This is a genomic window from Mycolicibacter senuensis (genome assembly GCF_003284925.1).
In the GTDB taxonomy this organism is placed as follows: Bacteria; Actinomycetota; Actinomycetes; order Mycobacteriales; family Mycobacteriaceae; genus Mycobacterium; species Mycobacterium algericum_A.
Genome location: NZ_QMEX01000031.1, coordinates 26,368 through 35,962, shown reverse-complemented (window position 1 = coordinate 35,962; position 9,595 = coordinate 26,368). Strand labels below are relative to the sequence as shown.

General features: G+C 69.9%; 9 protein-coding genes. 6 read left to right on the top strand and 3 right to left on the bottom strand.

Annotated features, from left to right (window positions below):
* Positions 1-27 precede the first annotated feature (27 nt).
* Entirely contained in the window at positions 28-1,143 is a 1,116-nt protein-coding gene (locus tag DQP56_RS10270; protein ID WP_112685056.1) for an alkaline phosphatase family protein, read from the top strand.
* A 59-nt stretch (positions 1,144-1,202) separates the two neighbouring features.
* Here the strand turns inward: DQP56_RS10270 and DQP56_RS10265 are convergent, their stop codons facing one another.
* Positions 1,203-2,699: a potassium/proton antiporter gene (locus DQP56_RS10265; protein ID WP_112685054.1), complete on the bottom strand. Its 1,497-nt coding sequence runs from the start codon at positions 2,697-2,699 to the stop codon at positions 1,203-1,205.
* A gap of 157 nt (positions 2,700-2,856) precedes the next feature.
* Here DQP56_RS10265 and DQP56_RS10260 point away from each other — a divergent pair, with 157 nt between their 5' ends.
* The 5 genes from DQP56_RS10260 (at position 2,857) to DQP56_RS10240 (ending at position 8,103) form a co-directional block, all read left to right on the top strand.
* Entirely contained in the window at positions 2,857-3,537 is a 681-nt protein-coding gene (locus tag DQP56_RS10260) for a potassium channel family protein (protein WP_112685052.1), read from the top strand.
* A gap of 26 nt (positions 3,538-3,563) precedes the next feature.
* Entirely contained in the window at positions 3,564-4,478 is a 915-nt protein-coding gene (locus tag DQP56_RS10255; protein ID WP_112685050.1) for an SAM-dependent methyltransferase, read from the top strand.
* 617 nt (positions 4,479-5,095) lie between these two features.
* Positions 5,096-6,358, top strand: coding sequence for a PPE family protein (locus tag DQP56_RS10250; RefSeq protein WP_112685048.1), 1,263 nt, complete (start codon positions 5,096-5,098; stop codon positions 6,356-6,358).
* A gap of 69 nt (positions 6,359-6,427) precedes the next feature.
* The gene (locus tag DQP56_RS10245) at positions 6,428-7,723 is read left to right on the top strand and encodes a PPE family protein (protein WP_112685046.1); all 1,296 of its coding nucleotides are present in this window, start codon (positions 6,428-6,430) and stop codon (positions 7,721-7,723) included.
* A gap of 56 nt (positions 7,724-7,779) precedes the next feature.
* Positions 7,780-8,103 carry a DUF732 domain-containing protein gene (locus tag DQP56_RS10240; protein WP_112685068.1) on the top strand — a complete coding sequence of 108 codons (324 nt, stop codon included), beginning with the start codon at positions 7,780-7,782 and terminating at the stop codon, positions 8,101-8,103.
* 122 nt (positions 8,104-8,225) lie between these two features.
* Here the strand turns inward: DQP56_RS10240 and DQP56_RS10235 are convergent, their stop codons facing one another.
* Together DQP56_RS10235 and DQP56_RS10230 are read right to left on the bottom strand one after the other, a co-directional pair.
* Positions 8,226-8,621: a heme-binding protein gene (locus DQP56_RS10235; protein ID WP_112685044.1), complete on the bottom strand. Its 396-nt coding sequence runs from the start codon at positions 8,619-8,621 to the stop codon at positions 8,226-8,228.
* Between the two features lie 218 nt (positions 8,622-8,839).
* Positions 8,840-9,583 (bottom strand): MBL fold metallo-hydrolase, encoded by a 744-nt coding sequence (locus DQP56_RS10230; protein ID WP_205868840.1) that lies wholly within the window; start codon positions 9,581-9,583, stop codon positions 8,840-8,842.
* Positions 9,584-9,595: the final 12 nt, after the last annotated feature.

Genomic DNA, 9,595 nt, shown 5'->3' with positions numbered 1-9,595 from the left:
TAGCCGGGCAGCTGGCAGGCTGGCCGCGTGCCCGGTTCGATCTGCGACATCATGCCGTCGGTGGCGGCCGCGCTCGGGGCGCCGGGCGCAACCGATCTGCTCGGCCTGCGCGAACGGATCGGTGAGGTGCGACGCGTGGCGGTGGTGTTGGTCGACGGGCTCGGCCACCACCTGTTGCCGCAGTTGGCGCAAGACGCCCCGCTGCTGGCCTCGGTGCTGGCCGGCACCACCGGTCAGCTGACCGAGCTGGCTTGCACGTTCCCCTCCACGACGCCGACCAGCCTGGTGTCGTTGGGGACCGGTGTGCGGCCGGGAGAACACGGGGTGCTGGGCTTCACGCTCAACGTCCCCGGCACCGACAGGGTGCTCACCCACATCTTCTGGCGAGACGACCCCCCGCCGGCGACGTGGCAGCCGGTGCCGACCTGGTTCGAGCGACTCCGCGACGGCGGCATCGCCGCCCGGGCGGTACTGCCGGAGATGTTCATCGGCAGCGGGCTCACCGAGGCCGCCTACCGCGGCGCGGAGTTCCGCCCGACCGCCAAAGGCGAGCACTACGCCGCCCGGGTCGCCGCGGAACTGGTGGCGGCCCCCGGCCTGGTCTACGGCTACACCGCGGCGCTTGATCACGCCGCGCACGTCTCGGGCATCGGCTCGCCGCACTGGCAAACCGCGGCCGCCAAGGTCGACGCCCTGCTGCAGCATCTGGTCGAGCAGCTGCCGGATGATGCCGCGCTGGTGGTCACCGCCGATCACGGCGGGCTCAACGTGCCCGACCCCGCCCGTATCGACCTGGATGCCGATCCGCGGCTGCGCGCGGGCATTCGGGTGGTCGCCGGCGAGCCGCGGGTGCGCTACCTGCATACCGAGGCCGGCGCGACTGCGGACGTGCTGGCGGCCTGGACTGAACTGCTGGCCGGGCGGGCCGTGGTTCAAACCCGCGAGCAGGCGGTGGCCGCCGGGGTGTTCGGGCCGGTGCGCGATCAGCACCTGGCGCGCATCGGCGACGTGGTGGTGACCTGCACGGGCGACACCGCGATCCTGGCGACCGAGCACGAACCGCCCCAGACGGCGCAACTGGTGGGCTTCCACGGCGGACTCAACCCGGTCGAGACGGCGATCCCGCTGATCACCCTGCGTTGACGCGGCGGCCACGGCGCAACAGTGCGAGTGGCACCCGGCATCGCATCAACGGTGAAGGGCTACTCCGAGTCGCCGTACTCGTCGAACCAGTGCGCCAGTTTGCCGCGCCGGCTGACCGCCCGCAGCCGTCGCTCGGCCGACGCGCGGGTCTTGCTGGTGGTGACGATGAGCAGTTCGTCGCCGACGGTGATCCGGGTGTCGGGCTGCGGGACGAAGGTTTCGCCCTTGCGGATGATCAGCGTGATGACACTCGGGTCGGGCAACCGCAACTCGAGGACCGAGACGTTGTGCAGCTTCGATTCCGGCTGCACGGTCATCGTCAACAGCTCGGCCTCCAGGACGTCCAATGGCGCCGCTTCCACCTGGATCTCCCGGGTGGCGTCCCGCGAGATCAGCCCCAGCCAGCGCGCGAACAGTCCCAGGCTGGGACCCTGGACCACGGTGTAGACCACCACCAGGATGAACACGATGTTGAGCAGTCGGTAGCTGTCCGGCACGCCCTCCACGATCGGGAACGTCGCGAGCACGATCGGAACCGCGCCGCGCAGGCCCGCCCAGGACAAAAAGATCTGTTCGCGCCACGGCACCTTGAACCAGATCAGCGAGGCCACCACCGACAGCGGCCGGCTCAGCAGCAGCAGCACGGCCCCGATCAGCAGCGCCGGGACCAGTTCCCCCGGCAGCTGGCTGGGGCTCACCAACAGGCCGAGCAACACGAACAGGCCGATCTGCGCCAGCCAGCCCAGCCCCTCGGCGAACGAGCGGGTGGCCGCGCGGTGCGGCAGGCCGGAGTTCGCCAGCACCACCCCGGCCAGGTAGGCGGCGATGAACCCGCTGCCGTGCACCCAAGCGGCCGCCGCGAATGCCACCATGCCCAGCCCGAACGTCGCCAACGGGTACAGGCCGGATGCCGGAAGGGCGGTACGACGCAGCGTCATCGCCCCGAGCAGCCCGGCAATCAAGCCGATCGCCGACCCCACCGCCAACTCGAAGACGACGTCGGCGATGGCGTGCACCGGCGCGATCGTCAGCGGTGTGGTGCTCAGCATCAGCACGACGATCGCCGCGGGCGCGTCGTTGAAGCCGGACTCGGCCTCCAGCAGACCGGCCACCCGCCGCGGCAGCGGCAACACGCGCAGGATGGAGAACACCGCGGCCGCGTCGGTGGGTGAGACGATCGCGCCCAGCAGCAAGGCCAGCTGCCAGCTGATGCCCAGCAGCAGGTGTGCGGCCACCGCGGTCACCGCCATGCTGACCACCACACCCACCGTGGCCAGCACCGCCGCCGGCGCGAGCAGCTTGCGGATGTTGGCGAACTTGGTCGTCAAACCACCTTCGACCAGGATCACCGCCAGCGCGGTGGTGCCCAGATCGCTGGCCAGTTGTACGTCGGAGAAGTCCAGTCCCAGCCCGTCGTTGCCGATTGCCACCCCGACGAACAGGAACAGCAGCAGGCTGGGCAGGCCCACCCGGTCCGCGGCCCGGGTCGCGATGATGCTGGCCAGCAGAACCAGGCCCCCGATCAGCAGGGCCAGGTAGAGCTGCTCCAGGGTCATCTGATTCCCATTCGAACCGGCGGTGGTGGCCGAACCCGCTCGTGTGATTCGCTCAAAGACAGCGGGTTCGTGTTATCTGTCAGTAAATCAGTACTGCCGTCACAACTGTGGTACACCCGGAGCAGCCGGGAGCGATGCGGGGATGAGGTGAGCGATCATGCGGGTGGGGATCGCCGGTGCCGGCGCGGTCGGGCGATCGGTGGCGCGGGAACTGATCGGCGACGGCCACCGGGTGCTGCTCATCGAGCGCAACCCGGCGCACTACGAACCCCATTCCGTTCCCGGGGCCGAGTGGCTGCTGGCCGACTCCTGCGAGCTGTCCGCGCTGCAGGAATGCGGCATCGAGATCTGTGATGTGGTGATCGCCGCCACCGGCGACGACAAGGCCAACCTGGCCACCGCCTTGCTGGCCAAGGCAGAGTTCGGGGTGGCCCGGGTGGTGGCCCGGGTCAACAACGCGCGCAACGAGCGGTTGTTCACCGAGGAGTGGGGCATCGACGTGGCGGTCTCCACACCCCGAGCGATGGTCGCCGCGGTGGAAGGCGCCATCGACGTCGGCCACCTGGTGCCGTTGATGGGCTTGCGGCGCGGTCAGGCCAGCCTCACCAAATTGACACTGCCCGAAGACAATCCGCTGATCGGGCGACTGATCTGCGACATCGCGCTGCCCGAGGGTGCGGCCCTGCTCGCGGTGCTGCGTGGCGAGTCGGTCATCCTGCCGCGCGCCGCCGACGCGCTGCGGGCCGGCGACGAGATGCTGTTCGCGTCGGTCAGCGGGATGGATGATCAGGTCCGAGCGGTCGTGCATGGGGTGCCGGCCGGCAAAAGAACGCTTTGACCGCCGTGCCGCCGCGGTGGACAGCCATGAACACGGCAGTTACTTCCGGGGATGACGCGGCCAGCCTGGCCGCGGGCGCCGGCGTCATCGCCACGGTGCTGGCCGCGGCGCGGGCCGCGGCGACGTCGCGCGAATTGATCAACGACCCGTTCGCCGCCCCGTTGGTGCACAAGGTCGGCCTGGAGTTCTGCATCCGGGTGGCCGACGGTGATCTGGACATCAGTCGGCTGGGCAAGGATGGCGGGTTTCCGCGGTTGGCGGAGTTCTCCGCGGCGCGCACCAACTTCTTCGACGCGTTCTTCACCGACGCCGCGCGCGGCGGGATCCGCCAGGCCGTGATCCTGGGGTCGGGACTGGACACCCGCGCCTACCGGTTGTGGTGGCCGGCCGAGACCACCGTCTACGAGGTGGACCATCCCGCGGTGGTCGACTTCAAGGCCACCACCATGCGTGACTGGGGCTGCGTGCCCAGTGTCAACCGTCGCGCGGTCGGTGTCGATCTGCGCAGTGACTGGCCGGCCGCGCTGCGGCGAGTCGGTTTCGACGCCGCAGCGCCTACCGCGTGGGTCATCGAGGGTCTGCTGGTCTGGTATGTGCCGTCGGACGCCCAGAATCGGCTACTCGACGGTGTCACCGCACTCAGCGCGCCGGGCAGCCGGCTCGCCGCCGACCATGCGGTGCCGCCGAGTCGACCGCAGGCGGTGCATCACGAGTCACTCGTGGAGCGCTGGCGGCGACGTGGCCTGAGTTTGAGCGGGCCCGGACCGTTCTATTCCGGAGAGCACACCGACGTGGTGCGGCATCTGAAGGAAAGCGGCTGGGCGACGGTTGAATCCGGCATTGCCGAGCTGTTCTCCGTGGCGCGGCTGCCGCGGCTGACCGACCGCGAACTCGATGGCGCCCCGGCCGTGATCCGGTACGTCGCCGCTACACGAAGCTAGCCGCTGATCTCTCCCGGCGGGAGTGGCGCGGGAAGTGTTGCGGGAGAATTTATCTCGGATCACGTGACAACTTGTGCGAATCGCGTCACTATGCCGGCCGGTGGCCCCACACCGGCCGGAGTTTATACAGCGCTGGATAGGAAAAGCGTCAGGCGTCGAATAGCTTTGATTGCCACTGTAATTCGCGGTGGGAGTTATGTCTGTTGATCGCCACGGGGCCGGCGGTCGGTCTCCGGCAGTTTGTCCAGGGCGGGCTTTCGAAAACAATCTTGCAGTTCTTACACAGCAGATTCCCGGAAAGCGTCCCTAGGTTGATGGTTCGTCAATCGACGACCGACGCAACGGGGCGTGAATAACGTTTATTGCCAGGAGGTTACGTCGTGATCACACGCCGCTTCCCGCAGCTGTCTCTGCTCGATCGCCACGCCCTGGTGCCCGATTTCCACGGTGCAGCCCTCCGCGTTCCCCTTGATTCGGGACGGCCATGACGGGCGCCTCGTTCTAGGCCTGCTGGCCGACGTGTCCAAGCACCCACGCGAGTCACCGCCGCCCGCGGCATCGTCGCCGAAGGGAAACGCCGGGCAAAGCGTGAGTCTGTTGCGAAAAGGCGGGTGGAAATGGATTTCGGGACGTTACCGCCGGAGGTGAACTCCGGGCGGATGTACGCCGGGGCGGGCCCGGTGCCGTTGCTGACCGCGGCATCGGCCTGGAATGAGCTGGCAGCGGAGTTGCACGCCGCCGCAGCAGGTTACGGTGCGGTGCTAGCCGACCTGTCCGCCGATTGGCATGGGCCAGCCGCGGCGGCCATGACGGTGGCGGCTTCGCCGTACGTCGAGTGGATGAGCGGGCTGGCCGCCCGGGCCCAGCAGGCGGGGGCACAGGCGGCCGCCGCTGCCGCCGCCTACGAGGCGGCGTTCGCCGCGACCGTTCCGCCGCCGGTGATCACTGCGAACCGCAGTCTGCTGCTGACGTTGATCGCAACGAACATTCTGGGGCTCAACACTCCGGCGATCGCGGCCACTGAGGCGCACTACGCCGAGATGTGGGCGCAGGACGCCGCCGCCATGTACGGCTACGCCGGCGAATCGGCGGCAGCCACCCGGCTCACGCCGTTCGCCGAGCCGCCACCGACCACCAACCCGGCCGGCATCGCCGACCAGGCGGGCGCCGCGGCGAAAGCGGTTGCGAGCTCGGGAAGCGCAGCCGGGCAGCAGGTTTCGCAGACGCTGTCAACGCTGCCGTCGCTGTCGGCCGCGCCTGCCGAGGCGGGCTCGGCGTTGCCCGGAGGTCTCGGCGCAGACCTGGCCAACTGGAACACCATCATGGCGACCCTGACGGGTGCATACAGCCCGCTGCTGGGGTGGTCGTCCATCCCCGGCGGCCCGTTGCTGTCCTTCGGGCAGATCTGGAGTTGGGCTATCAACGCGATGGGTGCCGGCTCCTACCTGGCCGGCCCCAAGCCCATCACCGGCGCGTTGACGCCGCTGTCCGCGATGGCGAACCAGACCATGCCAGCGGCAGGCCTGGGCGGTGCTCCGGTGACGGGCGCGCTGGGGCGGGCGGCGCTGATCGGGAAGCTGTCGGTGCCCACCGCGTGGGCCACATCCGCGCCGGCGATCCAACCGGTCGTCTTGTCGCTGCCGGCCGGTGCGGCCGCCCCCGCCATTGCGTTTGCCGGAGAGGATGCGTTGTTCAGCCAGATGGCGCTTTCCAGCCTGGCCGGACGTGCCATGGGCGCCGGCACCGGCCACGCAGCCGGCGTGGCGGTGAGCCGTGCCGGCGGGTGCGGGGTCAGTGCCGATGTCGTCGGCGCCATCGCAGCCGAGGCGGATCCCGCGGCAGCCACCATCGTGGTGATCCCGGAGCTCGGCGATGACTGACTCCCCGAGACCGGGCCGGGGCCCAGCACGCGCCGCCGGGGTGTGCACAACCAGAAGGGGGACGACCCAATGTACTTCGCGTTGATACCGCCCGAGGTCATCTCGGCGAACATCTACACCGGCCCCGGATCCGGGCCGCTGCGGTCGGCGGCGGCGGCGTGGGACCGGCTGGCCGGTGAACTGGCGGCTGCGGCAGCCGATTACGCCGCCGTGGTGGCGGGAGTGGCCGGTGAATCGTGGGCCGGACCGTCGGCCGAGTCGATGACGGCTGCGGCCGGCCCCTTCGCGCTGTGGATGTCGGCCACCGCGGGGAAGGCCGCCGAGGCGGCCGCCCAGGCGCAGGCCGCCGCGGCGGCGTACGAAACCGCCTACGCTGCCGTGGTGCCACCGGAAGCGGTGGCGGCCAACCGCGCCCAGCTGATGTCGCTGCTCGCGACGAACATTGCCGGGCAGAACGCGGCAGCGATCGCGGCGACCGAAGCCCAGTACCTGCAGATGTGGGCCCAGGATGCGGCGGTCATGCAGGGCTACGTCGTGGCGTCAGTGGCCGCCACGCGGATCAGTGCCTTCACTGAACCGCCGCAGACCACCGACGGCACGCCGGTCGGCCCGGCAGTCGCCACCGCCAACCCCCTGCTGCAGGCCGGTGCCGACCTCGCGACCGGGTATACCACGCTTTTCAACGACCTACTCGCCAGCCTGACCGGCTCATCGGAGGCCGGGGCGACGGTGGCGGCGATGTACTCGGCCGTCAGGGCTCCGCTCGGCTTCACCGCACAGTTCAACTACGTCTCCATGCTCGCCAACTTTCCCATTCAGAACTTCCTGAAGTTCGCGCCGCCGCTCGGACGTGCCCACGTCGAGATCCCGGCGACCCGGCTGGGTGCCGGACTCGCGCTGCCACCGGCCGGGGGATTGGCCGCGGCGGTCTCGGCCGGAACGGGCGAAGCCAACATGGTCGGGTCGCTGTCCGTGCCGCCGGCGTGGGCGGCACAGAGCCCGGCGATCCGGCTGGCGGTCAGCGCGGCGCCGAATGCCGCTGCGCCCGCGGCCATTCCCGGTGACCTGCTGAGTCAGATGGCGCTCGGCGGGATGACCGGCAGCGCGGTCGGCAGCGTTGCATCCGGGTTCACCGCCGCGGCCGCGGGGCGGACCCGCGTCACCGCGGGCCGAGGCGCCAAGACACCCGCCCGGCTCGATCAGGTGATCGCCAAGCTGCGGCATCAACCCGACTCGGTGCAGCACTGGAACACCGACCAAGCCGGGTTGGACAGTCTGCTCGAGGAGTTGTCGCGGAAGCCGGGCATCCACGCCGTGCATCTGCGGGGCGCCAGAACGAGGGCGGCCGCGAAGCCGGCGACCTGAGGTCCACAACGAGGTGGCCCGCCTGCCGGCGCGGCTGATTTTCAACGGTGGTGATGATGGCGAAGAGAATCCCGGTGTGGGCGGTCGCGGCATTCGCGGTGCTGAGCGCCGCCCCGGCTCAAGCGGATCCCGAGGGCGCTGGCGATCCCGGCTTCCTTGCGGCCCTTCGGCAGTCGGGCATGACGTTCGCCGGCGACGCGCAGGCGATCGCGGCTGGCCGGGCGGTGTGCGGCCTGATCAGCAACGGGGAGTCCGGCTTACAGGTCGTCAAGGAACTGCAGAATGATAACGCCGCCCTGACGCTGGACGGCGCCGCGCAGTTCGCGGTGATCGCGGCGTCCGCGTATTGCCCCGGGCAGTTGACCGGTTCCAAGCGGTGAGCGCGCCGCCGAATGCCGCCTCCGTGACCGGGGACCGGTGCCAGACCGGGCCCCGGCGCGGTTCGAGGACTCGCCCTCGGTCGCGTCGGGGCCCGGTTGTGCCGTCAGTGTCGCGGCTAGCGTTATCCGGCCATGAACTCGGCGTAGGCCGAAGCCAATTCGGGCGGAAGCACCGTCGTCTGGCACTGCCGTTGCTTCTCACCGATCGGTGCCAGGATGCCACGCAGCTCGTAGTACTCCTGCGGGTTGGCGGTGAAATAGCTGCGCACGTCCGCTGCAGCCTGCGGCCGCGGCTGGCTGATCGCCTGGTTTACCACCGCATTGGCGCCAGGGTGAGTGCTCAGGTACTGCCGAGCCGAACCGGTGACCGAGTCGACGGTGCTGGTCACCGCCGCGTGACTGCAATCCGGTGCCGCTGCGGCCGACGGTGCGGCGATCAGCGTGGCGGCAGTGGCGCCCAGCAGTCCGGCACCGAGGCCGAGTCGCCGAATCATGGTGCTGTCGAGGGGTTTCGACATGGATGTTTCCTTCCGGGTGAATGACTGCAATTCCCGTCCGGAGCCCAAGGTACGCGCGGGTGTGGGCAGTGCGGTGTGTGCTGGGGCACACCCGAAGGCGCGCTGCGCCAACAGGTTCAGCACCTGCCGGTCGGTTGCCGGAGAGCGCGCCGCAGATGCGGAACCAGTCGGTAAGGGAGCTCTTAAATTCCGGGATCAGCGCTTATCGGATCGTGACCTTAAGGTTTTCCCGCACGGTCGATTGCGGCCTCGGCGGCCTCCCGGATCGGGCCCCGCCACACGTCGCCGTGACCGGGCGCCAGCACCTCGGTCTCCAGCAACGCCAGCGCCGACAGACTGCGGATGCAGTCCTGCTGGCTGTGGCTGAACAATGCCGGCAGCAGCTGTGGTCCGGTGTGCGCCAGCACCGGGTGGCCGGTGATCAGCGCGTCCCCGCTGGCCAGCACACCGTCGACCAGATACGAGCAGTGGCCACGGGTGTGGCCCGGCGTGGGGATGGCGGCCGGCCGGCCGGGCAGGCCGGCGGCGATCTCCCCGGTCAGCGGCTGCGCGGACGGGATGCCCTCGCGGTTCAGGCCGCCGTTGCGCAGTACGTGCAGGCTCCACCGTGCCCAACTCGGCCGCCACAGCTGCGGGGCCACCGCCAGCGGCGAGGCCTGCTCCAGATACTCCCGCTTGGCGTGTCCCACCTCGTCGGCGTGGCAGTAGACCGGCGTTCCGTAGGTTTTCGCGAGCCAGATCGCCGCACCGAAATGGTCGACGTGGGCGTGGGTGAGCAGGACCGCGCGCACGTCGGCCGCGTGATAGCCGAGGGCGCCCAGCGACGCCAGTACGTCGGTGCGGTCGCCGGGGTAACCGGCGTCGATGAGCAGTACGCCGGTGTCATCGGTGACCAGCAGCCAGTTGACCGCCTCTCCGCGGGCTAGGTAGACCCGCTCGGTCACCGGAACCACTTCGACCAGCCTCGCACCCAT